16 protein-coding genes are annotated in these 17,603 nt (G+C 73.1%); 12 read left to right on the top strand and 4 right to left on the bottom strand.

The genetic code is table 11. The features are described from left to right. Window positions 1-24: 24 nt before the first annotated feature. Window positions 25-771 carry a FadR/GntR family transcriptional regulator gene (locus HW837_RS29610; protein WP_045557138.1) on the bottom strand — a complete coding sequence of 249 codons (747 nt, stop codon included), beginning with the start codon at window positions 769-771 and terminating at the stop codon, window positions 25-27. 105 nt (window positions 772-876) lie between these two features. Here HW837_RS29610 and HW837_RS29605 point away from each other — a divergent pair, with 105 nt between their 5' ends. From HW837_RS29605 to HW837_RS29590, 4 genes are all read left to right on the top strand, one after another. After that, window positions 877-2,235, top strand: coding sequence for a glutamine synthetase family protein (locus HW837_RS29605; protein WP_045557139.1), 1,359 nt, complete (start codon window positions 877-879; stop codon window positions 2,233-2,235). A gap of 8 nt (window positions 2,236-2,243) precedes the next feature. Further along, complete coding sequence (locus HW837_RS29600; RefSeq protein WP_060885387.1) at window positions 2,244-3,617, top strand: aldehyde dehydrogenase family protein; 1,374 nt, start codon at window positions 2,244-2,246, stop codon at window positions 3,615-3,617. Further along, window positions 3,614-4,405, top strand: coding sequence for a 3-oxoacyl-ACP reductase (locus HW837_RS29595; RefSeq protein WP_045557141.1), 792 nt, complete (start codon window positions 3,614-3,616; stop codon window positions 4,403-4,405). Before HW837_RS29600 ends, HW837_RS29595 begins: the two co-directional genes overlap by 4 nt. A gap of 137 nt (window positions 4,406-4,542) precedes the next feature. Continuing rightward, window positions 4,543-5,472, top strand: a complete 930-nt coding sequence (locus HW837_RS29590) for a DUF2510 domain-containing protein (RefSeq protein ID WP_045557142.1) — start codon at window positions 4,543-4,545, stop codon at window positions 5,470-5,472. Window positions 5,473-5,491: 19 nt separating this feature from the next. Here the strand turns inward: HW837_RS29590 and HW837_RS29585 are convergent, their stop codons facing one another. Continuing rightward, window positions 5,492-6,694 (bottom strand): amino acid deaminase/aldolase, encoded by a 1,203-nt coding sequence (locus HW837_RS29585; protein ID WP_045557143.1) that lies wholly within the window; start codon window positions 6,692-6,694, stop codon window positions 5,492-5,494. Between the two features lie 1,243 nt (window positions 6,695-7,937). On the opposite strand from HW837_RS29585, the gene HW837_RS48945 reads away from it, so the two are divergent. Both HW837_RS48945 and mycP read left to right on the top strand, forming a co-directional pair. Continuing rightward, window positions 7,938-9,662, top strand: coding sequence for a hypothetical protein (locus HW837_RS48945; protein WP_313895553.1), 1,725 nt, complete (start codon window positions 7,938-7,940; stop codon window positions 9,660-9,662). A gap of 125 nt (window positions 9,663-9,787) precedes the next feature. Further along, entirely contained in the window at window positions 9,788-10,996 is a 1,209-nt protein-coding gene (gene mycP, locus HW837_RS29575; RefSeq protein WP_093789439.1) for a type VII secretion-associated serine protease mycosin, read from the top strand. A 9-nt stretch (window positions 10,997-11,005) separates the two neighbouring features. Here mycP and HW837_RS29570 read toward each other — a convergent pair whose 3' ends face one another. Continuing rightward, complete coding sequence (locus HW837_RS29570) at window positions 11,006-12,148, bottom strand: class A beta-lactamase-related serine hydrolase (protein ID WP_237270430.1); 1,143 nt, start codon at window positions 12,146-12,148, stop codon at window positions 11,006-11,008. A gap of 149 nt (window positions 12,149-12,297) precedes the next feature. Here HW837_RS29570 and HW837_RS29565 point away from each other — a divergent pair, with 149 nt between their 5' ends. After that, window positions 12,298-13,029 carry an SseB family protein gene (locus tag HW837_RS29565; RefSeq protein WP_045557145.1) on the top strand — a complete coding sequence of 244 codons (732 nt, stop codon included), beginning with the start codon at window positions 12,298-12,300 and terminating at the stop codon, window positions 13,027-13,029. Window positions 13,030-13,043: 14 nt separating this feature from the next. On the opposite strand, the gene HW837_RS29560 is transcribed toward HW837_RS29565, so the two are convergent. Next, window positions 13,044-13,400: a DUF1844 domain-containing protein gene (locus HW837_RS29560; protein WP_045557146.1), complete on the bottom strand. Its 357-nt coding sequence runs from the start codon at window positions 13,398-13,400 to the stop codon at window positions 13,044-13,046. A 370-nt stretch (window positions 13,401-13,770) separates the two neighbouring features. On the opposite strand from HW837_RS29560, the gene infC reads away from it, so the two are divergent. The 5 genes from infC (at window position 13,771) to HW837_RS29535 (ending at window position 17,565) form a co-directional block, all read left to right on the top strand. Further along, window positions 13,771-14,463 carry a translation initiation factor IF-3 gene (gene infC, locus HW837_RS29555; protein WP_060885396.1) on the top strand — a complete coding sequence of 231 codons (693 nt, stop codon included), beginning with the start codon at window positions 13,771-13,773 and terminating at the stop codon, window positions 14,461-14,463. A gap of 131 nt (window positions 14,464-14,594) precedes the next feature. Further along, a complete protein-coding gene (gene rpmI, locus HW837_RS29550) occupies window positions 14,595-14,789 on the top strand; it encodes a 50S ribosomal protein L35 (protein ID WP_003977225.1) in 195 nt (64 codons plus the stop codon). A gap of 101 nt (window positions 14,790-14,890) precedes the next feature. Then, window positions 14,891-15,274 (top strand): 50S ribosomal protein L20, encoded by a 384-nt coding sequence (gene rplT, locus HW837_RS29545; protein ID WP_045557148.1) that lies wholly within the window; start codon window positions 14,891-14,893, stop codon window positions 15,272-15,274. A gap of 255 nt (window positions 15,275-15,529) precedes the next feature. Beyond that, window positions 15,530-16,375: a TrmH family RNA methyltransferase gene (locus HW837_RS29540; protein WP_045557149.1), complete on the top strand. Its 846-nt coding sequence runs from the start codon at window positions 15,530-15,532 to the stop codon at window positions 16,373-16,375. 53 nt (window positions 16,376-16,428) lie between these two features. Then, a complete protein-coding gene (locus tag HW837_RS29535) occupies window positions 16,429-17,565 on the top strand; it encodes a sensor histidine kinase (protein ID WP_045557150.1) in 1,137 nt (378 codons plus the stop codon). Window positions 17,566-17,603 lie beyond the last annotated feature (38 nt).

The following is a 17,603-nucleotide window of genomic DNA, read 5'->3' as shown; positions in this document are numbered from 1 at the left end:
AGCGTAAATACGTGCTCATCCGGCTCATCCGAGGAAGCCGCGCAGCAGGGCCGCCGTGCCCGAGCAGTGTTCCCGCATGATCTCCCGCGCCGCCTCGGCGTCCTCGTCGAGGACGGCCTCCACCAGGGCCGTGTGCTGCTGCTGCGAGTGCTCCAGGTTGCGCACCAGCAGGGGGATGCAGTCGAGCAGGTCGTTCACCCCGGCGCGTACGCCCGCGTACTGGGCGGCCAGCGAGGGGGAGCCCGACAGCTCGGCGAGGGTGAGGTGCAGCAGGGTGTCCAGCCGCCGGTACTCCGCGAGCGGCGCGTTGTGGGTGCGCGCCAGCGCCCCGCGCAGCCGCTCCGCCTGCTCGCCGGTCAGGCCGTGCGCCGCGCACAGCCCCGCCGCGCCCACCTCCAGCACCTCACGGAAGCGCAGCGTGTCCTCGACGTCGATGCCCTTCAGGCGTCGGCGCAGCTCGTCCTCGTCCGGCGTGGCGACGCGGGGCAGCACGAACGTGCCGCCGTACCGCCCGCGGCGCGCCTCGATCAGGCCCTGGTCCTGGAGCACCTTCAGCACCTCGCGCAGCGTCACCCGGCTGATGCCGAGCCGCTCCGCCAGCTCGCGCTCGGCAGGCAGCCGTTCGCCGCCGGGCACCAGGCCGAGCCGGACCACCTGGAGGATCTGCTCCAGCGCCTCCTCGAAGCCGTTGCCCGCCCGGACCGGACGCAGGACGGACGCCAGTCGGTCGTCGGCCCACGGAGTCTCCGGTTCCGCCCCTGTCCGCGACATGTGACCGTTCCCCCTTCCCAACTAATGGTTACGGGTAATACCTTATGGCTCCCGGATGGCTGAATGGCTCCGGGGTGGCCGAAGAAGCTTCTAGGAGGCTTTCCCGTGGCAGACCGCACACCCCCGCTCTCCGTCGAGGAACTCCACACCCTCGTCGCGGGCGGTGAGATCGACACTGTCGTCCTGGCCTTCCCCGACATGCAAGGGCGCCTCCAGGGCAAGCGGTTCGCCGCGCGCTTCTTCCTCGACGATGTACTCGCCCACGGCACCGAGGGCTGCAACTACCTCCTCGCCGTCGACACCGAGATGAACACCGTCGACGGCTACGCGATGTCCTCCTGGGACCGGGGCTACGGCGACTTCGCCATGCACCCCGACCTGTCGACCCTGCGCCGGGTGCCGTGGAACGAGGGCACGGCCATGCTCATCGCCGACCTCGCCTGGAACGACGGCTCACCGGTCGTCGCCGCGCCCCGCCAGATCCTGCGCCGCCAGCTGGAGCGCCTCGCCGAACTCGGCTACACGGCCAACGTCGGCACCGAGCTGGAGTTCATCGTCTTCAAGGACACCTACGAGCAGGCCTGGGACGCCGGCTACAAGGGTCTGACCCCGGCCAACCAGTACAACATCGACTACTCGGTCCTCGGCACCGGCCGCATCGAGCCCCTGCTGCGGCGCATCCGCAACGAGATGGAGGCCGCCGGGCTGACCGTCGAGTCCGCCAAGGGCGAGTGCAACCCCGGCCAGCACGAGATCGCCTTCAAGTACGACGAGGCCCTGGTCACCTGCGACCAGCACGCGATCTACAAGACCGGTGCCAAGGAGATCGCCTCGCAGGAGGGCGTCTCGCTCACCTTCATGGCGAAGTACAACGAGCGCGAGGGCAACTCCTGCCACATCCACCTCTCCCTCGCGGACGCCGACGGCACCAACGTCATGGCCGACGGACAGGACATGTCCCAGGTCATGCGGTACTTCCTCGCCGGACAGCTGGCCGCCCTGCGCGACTTCTCGCTGCTCTACGCCCCCAACATCAACTCCTACAAGCGGTTCCAGCCGGGCTCCTTCGCCCCGACCGCCGTGGCCTGGGGCTACGACAACCGCACCTGCGCCCTCAGGGTCGTCGGCCACGGCCGCTCGATGCGCTTCGAGAACCGGCTCCCCGGCGGTGACGTCAACCCGCACCTCGCCGTCTCCGGACTGATCGCGGCCGGCCTGTACGGCATCGAGCAGAAGCTGGAACTGCCGGAGGTGTGTGCCGGCAACGCCTACGCCGCCGAGTACGACCACGTGCCGACCACCCTGCGCGAGGCCGCCGAACTCTGGGAGAACAGCCCCATCGCCAAGGCCGCCTTCGGCGACGAGGTCGTCGCGCACTACCTGAACATGGCCCGCGTCGAGCTGGCGGCCTTCGACGCCGCCGTGACCGACTGGGAGCTGCGCCGCTCCTTCGAACGTCTGTGAGGCACCCCTTGTCCCAGCACCACATCCTGGACGTCCTCAACCCGGCGACGGAGGAGGTGATCGCCGCCGTCGCGGGCGCCGCCGAGCAGGACGTCGACACGGCCGTGCGCCGGGCGGAGAAGGCACAGCGCGCCTGGGCCGCCGTCGCCCCCGCCGACCGGGCCCGGCTGCTGCGCCGCTTCGCCGCCGTCGTCGACGACCACATCGAGGAACTGGCCCTGCTGGAGGTCCGCGAGGCCGGACACACCCTCGGCAACGCCCGCTGGGAGGCGGGCAACGTCCGGGACCTGCTCGACTACGCCGCCGGCGGGATCGAACGGCTCTCCGGCCGGCAGATCCCGGTGCCCGGCGGCCTGAACGTCACGATCCTCGAACCGCTCGGGGTCGTCGGCGTGATCGCGCCCTGGAACTTCCCCATGCCGATCGCCGCCTGGGGCACCGCACCCGCACTCGCCGCCGGCAACGCCGTGATCCTCAAGCCCGCCGAGACCACCCCGCTCACCGCGCTGCGCCTCGCCGAACTCGCCCTGGAGGCCGGGCTCCCCGAACACCTCCTCCAAGTGCTGCCCGGCCGCGGCGACATCACCGGCGAGGCCCTCGTCCGTCACCCCGGCGTCGCCAAGATCGTGTTCACCGGCTCCACCCGGACCGGCAAGCGCGTCATGGAACTCTGCGCCGACCAGGTCAAGCAGGTCACCCTCGAACTCGGCGGCAAGAGCCCCAACATCGTCTTCGCCGACGCCGACCTCAAGGCGGCCGTCGACCCGTTCTCCTTCCTCGACAACGCCGGCCAGGACTGCTGCGCCCGCACCCGCGTCCTGGTCCAGGAGTCCGTGTACGACGAGGTCAAGAGCCTGCTCGCCGAGTCGTTGGCCGGCGTGGTAGTGGGCGACCCCGCCGACGAGAAGACCCAGATGGGCCCGCTGATCTCCCGTCAACAGCTGGACCGCGTACGGTCGTTCGTGCCCGACGACGCCTCCGCGCTGCGGGGCGAGGCCCCCGAGGGCCCCGGCTTCTGGTTCCCGCCGACCGTCCTCACCGGCGAACTGCCCGACTCCGCCGCCGCCCGCGAGGAGATCTTCGGCCCGGTCGCCGTCCTGCTGCCCTTCACCGACGAGGCGGACGCGATCCGGCTCGCCAACGACACCCCGTACGGCCTCTCCGGCTCCATCTGGACCCGGGACGTCGGCCGCGCCCTGCGCGTCTCCCAGGGCGTCCGCGCGGGCAATCTGTCCGTCAACTCCCATTCCAGCGTCCGCTACTGGACCCCCTTCGGCGGCTTCAAGCAGTCCGGCATCGGCCGTGAGCTGGGCCCGGACGCACTCGCCGCCTTCACCGAAACCAAGAACGTCTTCATCAGCACGGAAGGCTCCGCACAGTGACCTCGACGACCCCTGAGAACATCTGCCGCCGCCTGGTCGGCCGCACCGCCGTCATCACCGGCGCCGGCAGCGGCATCGGCCTGGCCGCCGCGCGCCGGCTCGCCTCCGAGGGCGCGCGCATCGTCTGCGGCGACGTGGACGAGGCACGCGGCAAGGCGGTCGCCGAGGAGGTCGACGGAATCTTCGTGAAGGTCGACGTCACCGATCCCGAGCAGGTCGAGGCGCTCTTCAAGACCGCCTACGACACCTACGGCAGCGTCGACATCGCCTTCAACAACGCGGGCATCTCACCGCCCGACGACGACTCCATCCTGGAGACCGGCCTGGAGGCCTGGAAGCGGGTCCAGGAGGTCAACCTCACCTCCGTCTACCTGTGCTGCAAGGCCGCGATCCCCTACATGCGCCGCCAGGGCAAGGGCTCGATCATCAACACCGCGTCCTTCGTGGCCCGGATGGGCGCCGCCACCTCCCAGATCTCCTACACGGCCTCCAAGGGCGGTGTGCTGGCGATGTCGCGGGAGCTGGGTGTGCAGTTCGCCCGCGAGGGCATCCGCGTCAACGCGCTCTGCCCGGGGCCGGTGAACACCCCCCTCCTCCAGGAACTGTTCGCCAAGGACCCGGAGCGGGCCGCGCGCCGGCTCGTGCACATCCCGGTCGGCCGGTTCGCCGAGGCCACCGAGATCGCGGCGGCCGTCGCGTTCCTCGCCAGCGACGACTCGTCGTTCGTGAACGCCACCGACTTCCTGGTCGACGGCGGTATCTCGGGCGCCTACGTCACCCCGCTCTAGGCGGTACGTCCGCCTGCGTCACCCCGCTCGGGTGGTACGTCCCGGACCCGCGCGGGGCGCTGTCCCCCGGACCCGCGCGGGGCGCCGCCTCCCGGCCACCGGAACACCGACCCCGCCGGTGTGATTAGAGTGCCGGGATGAGCAGTTCGCCGCCGCCCGGCTGGTACCGCGACCCGTCCTTCCCGCTCACCGAACGCTGGTGGGACGGGACCACGTGGACCGACCACCGGCGCCAGCCGGAACAGCCCGTGCCACCGCTGCCCCAGCCCGGGTCGCCCGCGCGCCGGGGTCCCGGCCGCACCAAGGTCGTGGCCCTGGCCGCCGTCGGGGCCGTCCTGGTGGCCGGGGCGGTCACCGGCGGTGTCCTGCTGCTCGGCGAGGACGGCGACGCCGGCCGGGAGACACGGACCACCACGGCGTCCCCGACCTCCGAGGCCGACGGGAAGGACAGCCCTGCCCCGACCGAGTCCGCCGGCCCGTCCCCCTCCGGGGACGCGAAACTCGTCGTGGACGACCTCAACGGCATCACGTTCCCGATCCCCGACGGCTGGGAGAACGGCGACCGCTCCGGTGAGGACGACGCCGTCCTGGTCACGGACGGCACCTTCGACTGCCCCGGCGAGGGCAGTGTGTGCCGCGGTGGCGTCGTCGTCTCGCGCACCGTCACCGGCAGCGACGAGACCTCCCCGAAGGTCCTCGCCGAGAACGACGTCGAGGACGCCGCGAAGGACGCCTTCGACCGCAACGGCCTGGACCAGCAGCCGTACGACGGCATCACCGGCCACGAGGTCGTCGGCTCCGGTTCGGTCGCCGTCGCGGGCCGCGCCGGCTACTACGTGCGCTGGCGGGTGACGACGGGGGCAGGCTCCGGCGGCTACGTCCAGTCCCTCGTCTTCCCCTCCAGCAGTGGCTCCGGGGCGCCGGTCCTCGTCCGCTTCGCCCTCGACGCGGGCGCCGAGGGCCCGCCGCTCGACGACATCGACGAGATCGTCGAAGGCATCCGACCGGCGGGCGACACGGACTCCGAAACGGGCGGGGGAGTGGGCAGCAGCCTCGGCCCCTCGTGACCCGCGCTACCGGAACGCGCTACAGGAACGTGTGACCCTCGCCGCGATACGTCGGCACCGTCGCCGTCACCTCGTCGCCCTCCACCAGGTGCAGCACGTCGAACCGCTCGCACAGCTCACCGGCCTTGGCGTGCCGGAACCACACCTTGTCGCCGAGCAGGAGGTCGTCCGCGGGCGCGCCCAGCAGCGGGGTCTGCACCTCGCCGGGACCCTCCTGCGGGTCGTACTTCAGCCCCTCCGGCAGATACGGCACCGGCAGCCGGTCGCGGCCCGGCGCGCCGGAGGCCGGATAGCCGCCGCCCAGGACGGTGACGACCCCGACACCGGGGCGCCGTACGACGGGCATCGCGAACAGCGCGGCCGGACGCCCCGTGAACGAGGTGTAGTTGTCGAAGAGCCGCGGCACGTACAGCCCGGACCCGGCGCCGATCTCGGTGACCGCGTCCTCGGCCGCCGTGTGCTGCACACTGCCCGTGCCGCCGCCGTTGACGAACTCCAGGTCCGGTGCCACCCGCCGGACGGCGCGCACCACTTCGGCCCGCCGCGCGGCCAGCTCCTTCTTCGCGGTGGCCTGCATCATCCGCACGGCCCGAGACCGCAGCGGCCGGCCGGCCACCGAGTCGCCGACACCGGCGATGTGACCCTCGTACGCCATGATCCCCACCAGCTTGAACCCCGGGCGCTCGGCCACGGCGCGCGCCATGTCGGCGACCTGCGCGGGGGAGTGCAGGGGGGAGCGCCGCGCGCCGACGCGCACCCGTCCGCCGAGCAGCTTCAGCGAGGTGTCCAACTCCAGGCAGACCCGGACGACTTCGGTGCCGCCGCGGCGGGAGTTGTCGATCAGCTGGAGCTGGGCGGGGTCGTCGACCATCACGGTCACCGCCGCGGCGAGCTTGGGGTCGCCCGCCAGTTCGGCGAAGGCCTCGTGGTCGGCCGACGGGTACGCGAGGAGGACGTCGTCGAACCCGGAACGGGCCAGCCACAGCGACTCGTCGAGCGTGAACGACATGATGCCCCGGAAGCCCTCACGGGCCAGGACCCTCTCCAGCAGGGCCCGGCAGCGAACGGACTTGCTCGCGACGCGGATCGGCTTGCCGCCGGCCCTGCGGACGAGGTCGTCGGCGTTGGCGTCGAAGGCGTCGAGGTCGACGATCGCCAGCGGGGCGTCGAGATGTGCTGTGGCCCGGTCGTACCGGGCCCGGTCGGCGGCGCGCGCAGTCATGCACGAAGCCTGCCAGACATGATTACCGCAGGGTAGGGGGACGTTCCGGGCTAAAGCCACGGTCCCGCGGACTGGTTCCCGTTCGACCGGGGCCAACCCGTAGAGTGACGCGCACGCAGGGACGACCTCGACGGGGATGCCGATCCGCTGCCACGGGTATGGCTTGCCCGAGGTGTCGGCGGGCCTGGCGAGCGACACCCCCGCTGTGCGCGACGGCCGCTCCCCACGGGCGGCGGGCCACCCGGACGACCTCGGGATCCCGGTCCGTACGGACGACGACCCTCGGGTCGGCAGGAAACGACGACCTCCGGGTCTGCACGGACGAGGAAACGGGGGGTGCATGAGCACGGAAGCGCGCCGCGCCTCCATTCCCCCACGCCCCCCGGTCCCACCCCGCCCCTCCATACCACCGGGCCAGGACCCGTCGGCCCCGGCACCGGGCACCCCGACGGACACCCCGCCCCCGACCACCCCGGCGGCCGACACCGCACACCCGGCGGACCCGACCCGGCCGCCGTCCCGGGACACCGCGCCGGACCGGGAGACACCGGGCAGGCGCCCGCACACGACAGACGGCCCGGGTCCGCGGCCGTCCGCCGGTGGCGGCCCGGGCCCACGGCCGGCTGGTCCGGACCGGTCGGCCTCCACGACGCCGGGGCCGCTTGCCCCACCCGGTTCCGGTCCCCGGGGCGGTTCCTCGGCCCTGCCGCCCCGCCCCGATCGCGCGCCCTCGGCCGGCGGGCCCACCGCGCCCCGTCGCCCGCAGCGTCCGCCGGAGGCCGGTGCGCCCGCGCGACCCACCACCCCGCCCCGCCCGTCCACGGCACCCTCGCCGACACCGGGCGCGGCCCGGGACGTACGGCGTCCCGGTGCCGCGGACGCGCCGAACACCCCTGCGAACAACCGGAGTTCCGGTGGTCGGGGTGAACCCGCGTCCTCCCGTGGCCGCGCTTCCGGCCCGGTCGCCGGGCACACCGACCCCTCGCGAGGTTCCCGACAGCCGGCCGCCCAGCCGACCCCTCCGCCGACCACCCAGCGGCCCGCCCACGGCTCCGGCCAGGCCAACGGGCGCAATCCGGCGCGCGGTTCGGGCGAGGCGACGGAGCGGACTCCCGCGCGGGGTGCCGGGCAGACGGCCGCCGGTCGTGGCCCCGGGCATGATGCGGGACAGAGCGGCAACGGGCGTGGCCCCACGCGGGGTTCCGGCCAGTCGTTCGGGCAGAGCGCGGGCCGTGGTCCCGTCGTGGACGGCGGGGGCGGGCGCCGCGCCGAACACCCGCGCTTCTCCGACTTCCGGCGCGCCGCGAACCAGAACGCCGGCACCTCCGCCACCCCGCCCCCGCCCCCGGCGGCCTCCGCCCGCTTCCCGGACGCGCCTCCCCGGACCTCGGCCCGTCGCCCGGAGACTCCTCCCGCCGCCTCGGCCGCCTCCCCGGACGACCGACGAGCGACCTGGACCCGCTATCTGAACACCCCGCCACCGTCCGCGACCCGGTTCCCTGACGTCCCGCCCGTGGCGTCGGCGCGTTTCCCGGACGAGCCGCCGACGGCGTCCGCCCGCTTCCCGGACGAGCCGCCGACGGCGTCCGCCCGCTTCCCGGACGAGCGGCCCGCCCCCCGGCGCGCGAACGACACCCCGCCCCCGGCCTCGGCACGCTTCCCCGACGCCCCGCCCGCCGCGCACGACACAGGTCGGCGTACGGGACCCGCCGCGCGGGCCCCGGGTGCCCGGACCGGTGACTCGGCCGCGCCCCTCGGCGACCGCGCGCCCCGGCCCACGGGTTCCTCGGCACGCTCCGCCGACGGGGCACCACCACGTCCCGCCGGACCGGCCCCCGGCGGCGACGCGTCCCGGCCCACCGGCTCCGGCCCGCACGACGCGACCCCCCGCCCGACCGGACGGTCCTCGGCGTCGGCGGCGTCGACACCGCGCGACCGCATACCGGCGTCCGGCGGCACCGTGCCGCCCCCGGTCTCGCCCCTGCGACGTCCACTGCCCGAGGAGGCCGGCCCCGAGGGGACTCCCCGCCCGCGGCCCCTCACCCCCGAGCGCCCCGGCGGCTGGCAGCCGCCCTCGGGTCCCTCACGGCGCTCGGCCGAGGCCATCGACGGCGTGCTCGGCACGTCCCAGGGACGGCCCTTCGTGACCTTCGCGCAGCCGGACACGTCCGCGTGGACGCCGCCCGAGCCGCACGACGGACGGCGCAGACCCCGGCCCACCAAGGCGCGGGCGGCGGCCGTGGCCGCGTGCGTCGTGCTCGGCGTCGGACTCATCGGCGGTGCGGCGGCCGGGAGTTGGCTCACCGGGGACTCCGGCGCGGACGACTCCCGCAACTCCTTCGCCGCGGCCGGCGACCTGTGGCACGGCGTGCCCGTCGACGTCCTGTTCCCGCCCACCGTCCAGGGCGAGGGAGCCGGACCCGGTGGCACCGACCGCACCTGGACCCGGATCGCCGTCGCACCCGACAGCGGCTGCGCCGACGCCTTCGACCCGCTGCTGCGCAAGGCCCTCGCCCCGGTCGGCTGCCTGCGGCTGCTGCGCGCCACCTACACCGACGCGACCCGCAGCAACGTCACCACCGTCGGCCTGCTGTTCACCAGGACGGACGCCGCCGCCATGACCGCGCTCAGGGCCCGCTTCACCCAGGACGGCCTCGACCGCCGGACCGACGCGATGCCCCGCCCGTACGCCGCCGAGGGGACGGTCGCCGCCGGCTTCGGCGACGACCAGCGGGCCTCCTGGACGATCTCCGTCCTCACCGACGTGCCCGTGGTCGTCTACGCGGTCTCCGGCTTCGCCGACGGCCGCACCGTCACCGAACCGCAGGCCGCCGAGGACGCGATGAAGCCCGGCGCCACCACCGCCCCCGCCCAGTCGGGCCTCGGCCACGAGGCGAAGGGCCTCGCCGACCGCATCGAACGCGGCCTGCGCAAGACCGCCGCGTCCGCCACGGAGCAGCCCTCGTGAAAGCCGACGCACCCGAGACCACCGCACCCGCCCACCCGGACGGGCCGCCCGAGGCGGCCGCTTCCGTGCACGCCGGACACGCGCACACCGCTCCTGTCACGCACGACGCCCAAGCGCCCGCCGACATCCCCCCGCGTGCCTCCGGAGCCGACCGCCGGCGGCGTCTGCGGAGCGGTCTGCTCAGTGTGCCCCTCGCCGCCTCCCTGGCCCTCCTGCCGTCCACCGCCGCGCACGCCGACGGCATCCGGGACCAGCAGTGGGCGCTGGACGCGATGCGTACGCAGGAGGCGTGGCGTACGACGAAGGGCGCCGGGATCACCGTCGCCGTGCTCGACACCGGCGTCGACGACGAACACCCCGACCTGGCAGGCAACGTGCTGCCGACGAAGGACATGGTCGGCTTCGGGGCCTCGCGCGGCGATCGCTCCTGGGCGCGGCACGGCACCGCCATGGCCGGCATCATCGCCGGACACGGCCACGGCGTGAACCGCTCCGAGGGCGTCCTCGGCATCGCCCCCGAGGCCAGGATCCTCCCCGTCCGCGTCATCCTCGAGGACGGCGACTCGGCCCGCTCCAAGGCCCGCAACACCCGGGGCAACGCCCTCGCCGACGGTATCCGCTGGGCCGCGGACCAGGGCGTCGACGTCATCAACCTCTCCCTCGGCGACGACTCCGAGTCCGCCCACCCGGAGCCCTCCGAGGACGCGGCCGTCCAGTACGCCCTCGCGAAGGGTTCGATCGTCGTCGCCTCGGCCGGCAACGGCGGCGAGAAGGGCGACCACGTCTCCTACCCGGCGGCCTACCCGGGCGTGATAGCGGTGACCGCGGTCGACGAGGACGGCGACCGCGCCCCGTTCTCCACCCGCCGCTGGTACGCGACCGTCAGCGCCCCCGGCATGCACGTCGTCATCGCCGACCCCGACCGCAAGTACTACGAGGGCTGGGGCACCAGCGCCGCCGCGGCCTTCGTCTCCGGCGCCGTCGCCCTCATCCGGGCGGCCCACCCCGCCCTCACCCCCGCCCAGGTCAAACGCCTCCTGGAGGACACCGCCCGCGAGGCGCCGGTCGGCGGTCGCGACGACTCCCGGGGCTTCGGCTTCGTCGACCCGGCCGCCGCCATCGCGGAGGGCGGCAAGCTGAAGCCCGACGATCTCAAGGCCGCGTCGCACGGCGGCAAGTACTTCGGCTCCGGCCCGGACCCGGTCGAGGAGGAGGACCCCACGGCCGGCTGGACGGCCCCCGCCGCGGGCGGCCTCGGCGTGCTCCTGCTGATCACCGCCGTGGTGATCTGGCGCGGGCGGGGCCGTGGCCGCCCCGATGAGTTCATCGTCTGACACCCGCGCCTACGAGCTGGTGGCCACCCGCGCCGCCGCATCCGCCCCTCCGGAGGCGTCCGCCCCCTCAGCCGCACCCGCCTCCTCCGCCGAACCCGTCGCGTCCTCCGCGTCCGCCGCGTCCGCCGTGCCCGCCGCGTCCGCCGCGTCCGCCGTGCCCGCCGTGCCCGCCGTGCCCGCCGTGCCCGCGGTGTCCGCGAAGACCGACACCGCCGCCTTCGCCGCCGCCTCGACCGTCGCGATGCCCTTCGCCTTCGTCGGGTGGCCGTCGGACACCACGGCGACCAGGTACGCGCGCCCGTCCACCGAGACCCGGCCGACACTGTTGATGTCCCACAGGCCGGTGGCGGTGCGGGGCAGCCAGCCGTTCTTCAGGGCGAAGCCCGATCCCGCGGCTCCGCCCGTCGCCGCGGCCGAGACACCCCAGTCCTGGCCCTCGGCGATCCGCGCCAGCAGATCCTGGACGTAGGCCCGCGCGTCCGCGCTCAGTACGGAGGTGTCGTCGTCCCCGAACACCTGCCGGAGCAGGGCGAGTTGATCGGCCGCCGTGGTCAGGGTGAGGCCCCAGTACAGCCCGTCGCCGCCCTCGGTCGCCGTCAGCCCGAACCGCTCGTTCGCCGCGTCCAGGCCGGCCGCCTGCCCGATGACCTTCCACAGCGCGGTCGCGGAGTCGTTGTCGCTGTCGCGGATCATCGCCGAGGCGTACGTCCGCTCCTGCGCGGTGAGCCGCCGGTCCGCGTCCTCGGCCTGGAGCAGCAGCGCCGCCAGGATGTCCAGCTTGACGATGCTCGCGGTGTCGAACCGGGCGTCCCCGTACACGGCCGAGTCGCCGGACGCCACGTCCAGCACGGCCACGGACACCGCCGCGCCGTCCTCGACGGGCAGCTCCGCCAGGGCCGTCGCGAGCCGTTCGTCGTGGTCCACCTCGGGCACCGCCACAGGTTCCACCGAAGCCTCCTCAGCGGCCACCGACGAGGGTGCCGACGGCCCCGACGACGATACGGCCGAGGCGCCGCGGTCCTGTGCCTGGGCCCGCACGAACACCGTCCCCGCGGCCGTGCCGCCCACCAGGACGACGGAGGCGAGCGCGAGAGGGAGGAACGGACGGCGCCCGGACGTACGGGCGCGGCGACGGGCTCGGCGAGAGGACATGCCGCGATGCTTCTGTGCCGGGCTGTGCGTGTGGTTAGGCGATTGTTAGATGGTTGTCAGGGTCGGCTGAGAAAACCGTGAGCGAGGTGACGAACACGTTTCCGGCCCGCCGAACGCCCAGGAGACTTCCCCCGATAGGGTCGACGACCGTGGCGAACAAGAACATTCCCGACCCCGGCTTCTCCGACGACGACGGCTCCGCCGACCCCCGGCTGAGTGCCGCGCTCGCCGCCTGGGCCGACGACCGCACCGCCGTGGGCCCCGTCCTCGAAGCGCTCAGGGGCGCCCGGCTGCTCGTGCCCGTCGTGGCCGTGCTCGGGGAGGTCGAGGTGGATGAGAACGGACTGCGCCGGGAGAAGACCAGCGACATGGCCGTCCCCACCCTCAAGGCCGGCGGCCGCACCGCCCTGCCCGCCTTCACCTCCACCGAGAGCCTCGCCCGCTGGGACCCCGCCGCCCGCCCCGTCGCCGTACCGCTGCACCAGGCGCTTCAGGCCGCCGCGCACGAGAACGCCGACACGATCGTGCTCGACCTGGCCGGCCCCGTCCCCTACGAGCTGACCGGCCGCGCCCTGCTCGCGCTCGCCGAGGGACGCACCACCACCGACCCGCTCGCCGACCCCGCCGTCCTCGACGCCGTACGCGCCGCCGTCGCCGCCGAGCCGGCCGTGCTCCGCGCCCACCTCGGCCCCGGACAGGCCGACGGCACCCTCGCCCTGGTCCTCGACGAGGCCGCGCCCCAGGCCGAGACCGCGCGGTCCGTCGCCGGGCGCCTCGCCGCCGACGAGACACTGAGGGCCCGCCTGGTGCGCGGCCTCGACCTGGCACTGCTGCCGGCCGGGGCGACATCACCGGGCGAGCCCTTGTACGTACGGGCGTAGCCGTCGGAAGGGCCCTAGCCGTAGATCGGGCCCGTGTACTTCTCGCCCGGGCCCTGGCCCGGCTCGTCCGGGACGAGCGACGCCTCGCGGAACGCCAGCTGGAGCGACTTCAGGCCGTCTCGCAGCGGGGCCGCGTGGAAGGAGCTGATCTCGGTCGCGGAGGCGTCCAGCAGACCGGCGAGGGCGCTGACCAGCTTGCGGGCCTCGTCCAGGTCCTTGTACTTGTCGCCCTCCTCGGTCAGACCGAGCTTCACCGCGGCGGCGCTCATCAGGTTGACGGCGACCGTCACGATCACCTCGACCGCGGGGACCTCGGCGATGTCGCGGGTCATCGAGTCGAAGTCGGGGTTCTCAGGAGGGGTCTCACTCATGCCCCACACGATAGGCCCCGGCACGTGCCTCCCGGCCTGCGGGAGTCGCCGCAGCTCGATTGGCACGTCAGGTTTGGACCCGGTATGGTGGTGTCAACGACCGGCTGGACACCTGTGTGTCCGGCCCGCAAGTGGAGGCTCCGCACTCCCACCTGACTGTCCTCCGGGACGGCAGGTCACCCGGTCAGACGGCCCCCACCGTTCCGTACGGACGGTGGAGTCGTCCGATATTGCGCCCCGCGGCACACCCGCGGCGGTGCTCCGGCAGTTCATGGAGCCCCGCCTGTGTTCCGTCCGGGGCATTTTTCGTGGCTCCCGGTGGTTGGTCCAGATGTCAACCAGACATGACGCGGCGGTCCGCCAGACCGTCGTGTGGTGCTACCGAGGAGGATCCATCAGCGCCGAGCCCCGCATCAACGACCGGATTCGCGTTCCCGAGGTGCGACTTGTCGGTCCCAGCGGCGAGCAGGTCGGGATTGTTCCGCTTGCCAAGGCCCTGGAGCTTGCGCAGGAGTACGACCTCGACCTGGTCGAGGTGGCCGCGAACGCCCGTCCGCCGGTCTGCAAGCTCATGGACTACGGGAAGTTCAAGTACGAGTCGGCCATGAAGGCCCGTGAGGCGCGCAAGAACCAGGCGCACACGGTCATCAAGGAGATGAAGCTCCGGCCGAAGATCGACCCGCACGACTATGACACCAAGAAGGGTCACGTCGTCCGGTTCCTCAAGCAGGGCGACAAGGTCAAGATCACGATCATGTTCCGTGGTCGCGAGCAGTCCCGGCCCGAGCTGGGCTACCGACTGCTGCAGCGTCTCGCGTCGGACGTCGAGGACCTCGGGTTCGTCGAGTCGAACCCGAAGCAGGACGGCCGAAACATGATCATGGTCCTCGGTCCGCACAAGAAGAAGACCGAGGCGATGGCCGAGGCCCGTCAGGCGCAGGAAGCCCGGAAGGCGGAAGCGAAGGCCAACCCCGGCAAGTCGCAGAACGCCGCCGACGCCGAGCACTCCGACGTGGAGCACGTCGAAGCCGAGGCGCCGGCCGAAGAGCCTGCCGAGGCGTAAGTCCCCGGGACGCGAGTCCGGGGGAAGCCCTGGACACCGGTCCAGGGTGCCAACCGAAAGAAATGACGTTCCGTCGTGCCCGGTTTAGCGACCGGGCACCGGAGCGCCACTGACGAGGAGAGAACGGCGCTATGCCGAAGAACAAGTCGCACAGCGGTGCCAGCAAGCGCTTCAAGATCACCGGCTCCGGCAAGGTGCTCCGTGAGCGCGCCGGCAAGCGCCACCTGCTCGAGCACAAGTCGTCCCGCGTGACGCGTCGCCTCACCGGCAACGCCGAGATGGCCCCGGGCGACGCCGCGAAGATCAAGAAGCTTCTCGGCAAGTGACGTACCCGGCGCCCCTCGTGAGCGCCGTACGTCAGGACCGGGACCCCATCGATTTCGGGTCGTGTGACGACATCCACGGCCCCGCTACAAGGAGTTAACAAGTGGCACGCGTCAAGCGGGCAGTCAACGCCCACAAGAAGCGCCGGGCGATCCTCGAGCAGGCCTCCGGCTACCGCGGTCAGCGTTCGCGCCTGTACCGCAAGGCCAAGGAGCAGGTCACCCACTCGCTGGTCTACAACTACAACGACCGCAAGAAGCGCAAGGGCGACTTCCGTCAGCTGTGGATCCAGCGCATCAACGCTGCGGCCCGCCAGAACGGCATGACGTACAACCGCCTCATCCAGGGTCTGAAGGCCGCGAACATCGAGGTCGACCGCAAGATCCTCGCCGAGCTGGCCGTCAACGACGCCCCCGCGTTCGCCGCGCTCGTCGAGGTCGCGCAGAAGGCGCTGCCGGCGGACGTGAACGCGCCCAAGGCGGCGTGACGCTCGCGCTGGCCTGAGCCGCGTATGACCCGGGCCCGCAGGTGCAAGATGCCTGTGGGCCCGGGTTTTTTTTGGGTGCGTTGTCGGGTGCGGGTGCGGGTGCGGGTGCGTGGGGGTTCTCGCGCAGTTCCCCGCGCCCCTGAAAGACCAGGCCCCTGCTTTTCAGGGGCGCGGGGAACTGCGCGACCAGCCCCCACGCACCCGCACTCGCTGACGCACCGAACCCCCCCGAGCTCTCCGATCCAAAGGTGACCCATGCCCGCCGTTCCCGAGTTGATCTCCCCCCGGTCCGCCCGCGTCACCGCGGCCCGCCGGCTGGCGAAGCGGAACTTCCGGGGGAAGGACCGGCTGTTCCTCGCGGAGGGCCCGCAGGCTGTCCGCGAGGCCACCGGGCGCGCGGACACCTTGGTCGAACTGTTCGTCACGGTCGACGCCGCGGAGCGCTACGCCGACGTCGTCCAGGACGCCCGCACCGCCGGCGCCCGCGTCCACCTCGCCGACGAGGCAGTGATCGCCGACATCTCCACCACCGTCACCCCCCAGGGCCTCGTCGGGATCTGCCGGTTCCTCGACACCCCCTTCGACGAGATCCTCGCCGCGCGCCCGAGGCTCGTCGCCGTACTCGCCCACGTCCGCGACCCCGGCAACGCCGGCACCGTGCTGCGGTGCGCCGACGCCGCCGGCGCGGAAGCCGTCGTGCTCACCGACGCCTCCGTGGACCTCTACAACCCCAAGGCCGTGCGCGCCTCCGTCGGCTCGCTCTTCCATCTGCCGGTGGCTGTCGGGGTGCCCGTGGAAGAGGCCGTCGCGGGGCTCAAGGGCATCGGCGTACGTGTCCTCGCCGCCGACGGCGCGGGGCAGGACGACCTCGACGACGAACTCGACAAGGGCACCATGGGCGGGCCCACGGCCTGGGTGTTCGGCAACGAGGCCTGGGGGCTGCCCGAGGAGACCCGGGCGCTCGCCGACGCCGTCGTGCGCGTACCGATCCACGGAAAGGCGGAAAGCCTGAACCTGGCGACCGCCGCCGCCGTATGTCTCTACGCGTCCGCCCGTGCACAGCGCGCCTTCGGAGGGTGCCGCACCGTCACGCCCAGCTAGTAGGGTGACGGGCTCGGGGGCCCACTGCACAACGCGAGAGGTGGGGTACGGGGATGAGGGTCGGCACGAGCGGCACACCGGTGGCACGGGACGTGCTCGCCACATCCGCGGCCCGGCAGGGCGACCTCGCCGACCTGGGCATCGACCCCGACGACCTCCCCGACGGACTGGTCGTGGCCGACGAGAACGGCCGCGTGATCTGCTTCAACGCCGCCGCCGCCCGGATCACCGCGATCCCCGCCGCCGACGCCCTCGGCCGCCCTCTCGAATGGGCCCTCCCCTTAGAAGACCTCGAAGGCCGCCGCTGGTGGCAGCTGACCGACCCGTACGGAGGGCTCGCCATCCGGGTCGGGCAGCCCGAGCGGAACCTGCTGCTGCCCGGGGCGCGCGAGATCCTCGTATCGGCCCGTTACGTCCGGACGGAGCCGACCGGGCCCGTCCGCCGGGTCGTCGTCTCGCTGCGCGACACCGAGGCCCGGCGCCGCACCGAGCGCAGTCACGCGGAGCTGATCGCCACCGTGGCCCACGAACTGCGCTCCCCCCTGACGTCGGTCAAGGGGTTCACCGCGACGCTGCTCGCCAAGTGGGAGCGGTTCACGGACGACCAGAAGAAGCTGATGCTGGAGACCGTCGACGCCGACGCCAACCGGGTCACCCGGCTCATCGCCGAGCTGCTCGACATCTCGCGGATCGACTCGGGACGGCTGGAGGTGCGGCGGCAGCCCGTCGACATGGGCGCCGCCGTCGGACGGCACATCCAGGCCTACGTCGCCGCCGGACAGCCCGCCGACCGGTTCCTGCTGCGGATCGGGCAGCCGCTGCCCGCCCTGTGGGCCGACCCGGACAAGATCGACCAGGTGCTGAGCAACCTGCTCGAAAATGCGGTGCGGCACGGCGAGGGAACCGTCACGATTGACGTCACGCCCACGGCGTCCCCCCGCGAAGGGGAGGACACCGGCACGTCGGTCACGGTGAGCGACGAGGGCAGTGGCATCCCGGAGGAGTCCATGAACCGCGTCTTCACCCGCTTCTGGCGGGGCAGCAAGCGCGGTGGCACCGGCCTCGGGCTGTACATCGTCAAGGGCATCGTCGAAGCCCACGGCGGCACCATCACCGTCGGACGCGCCCACGGCGGCGGCGCCGAGTTCCGATTTACGTTGCCCGTGGCGGCGCCGGCCTACCTGGCCTGAGCACCACGGGCGCGTTCGCAACACCTCCACCCCGTTAG

It is taken from the genome of Streptomyces caniscabiei, from assembly GCF_014930365.1.
Taxonomy (GTDB): Bacteria; Actinomycetota; Actinomycetes; order Streptomycetales; family Streptomycetaceae; genus Streptomyces; species Streptomyces caniscabiei.
Note: the sequence above shows the minus strand (reverse complement) of the source record. Positions and strands in the feature narration are given on the sequence as shown.

Coding starts and splice junctions, on each gene's coding strand:
- HW837_RS29610 (WP_045557138.1), bottom strand. CDS start 771: ATGTCGCGGACAGGGGCGGAACCGGAGACTCCGTGGGCCGACGACCGA.
- HW837_RS29590 (WP_045557142.1), top strand. CDS start 4,543: ATGAGCAGTTCGCCGCCGCCCGGCTGGTACCGCGACCCGTCCTTCCCG.
- HW837_RS29585 (WP_045557143.1), bottom strand. CDS start 6,694: ATGACTGCGCGCGCCGCCGACCGGGCCCGGTACGACCGGGCCACAGCA.
- HW837_RS29570 (WP_237270430.1), bottom strand. CDS start 12,148: ATGTCCTCTCGCCGAGCCCGTCGCCGCGCCCGTACGTCCGGGCGCCGT.
- HW837_RS29560 (WP_045557146.1), bottom strand. CDS start 13,400: ATGAGTGAGACCCCTCCTGAGAACCCCGACTTCGACTCGATGACCCGC.
- rpmI (WP_003977225.1), top strand. CDS start 14,595: ATGCCGAAGAACAAGTCGCACAGCGGTGCCAGCAAGCGCTTCAAGATC.
- HW837_RS29540 (WP_045557149.1), top strand. CDS start 15,530: ATGCCCGCCGTTCCCGAGTTGATCTCCCCCCGGTCCGCCCGCGTCACC.
- HW837_RS29535 (WP_045557150.1), top strand. CDS start 16,429: ATGAGGGTCGGCACGAGCGGCACACCGGTGGCACGGGACGTGCTCGCC.